At 42.5% G+C, this 435-nt stretch carries 1 protein-coding gene; it reads left to right on the forward strand.

The annotated features are described in order from the left end of the window. Window positions 1-232: 232 nt before the first annotated feature. Window positions 233-435: exopolyphosphatase (locus tag NE664_14270; protein MCQ4727800.1), on the forward strand; the 203-nt coding region annotated here is incomplete at its 3' end.

Consider the following 435-nt stretch of genomic DNA (forward strand, 5'->3'; position numbering starts at 1 on the left):
CCCTTATTCAATAAGGGATATTACGTACTTTTCAATTGTTATTCTGTTTCCTGTTGTTTCTGTTGCGATATTAATATTATCGTATGAACGAAACCTTGTCAAGCATATCTTCACAAAACCCGGCTCCCGTTCAAAAATTTATTGACTGTTCAACCGCCTTCAAAAGTGATATGATAGAGTCAGTAATTACAAAAAGTGTACGAAAATGTCAAAAGCAGGAGGAAATGAAACTATGAGATTAGTAACACGTTCTGACTTTGATGGTCTCGTCTGCGGTGCGCTTCTAAAGGAAGCAGGCGTCATCGACCATTGGAAATTTGCACATCCGAAGGATCTGCAGGATGGTCTCGTCGAGATCACGGAGGATGACTGTCTGGCAAATGTCCCCTTTGTAGAAGGCTGCGGCCTCTGGTTCGACCATCACTCCAGCGAGTT

Origin of the sequence: Anaerotignum faecicola, from assembly GCA_024460105.1 — a bacterium.
Classification (GTDB): Bacteria; Bacillota; Clostridia; order Lachnospirales; family Anaerotignaceae; genus JANFXS01.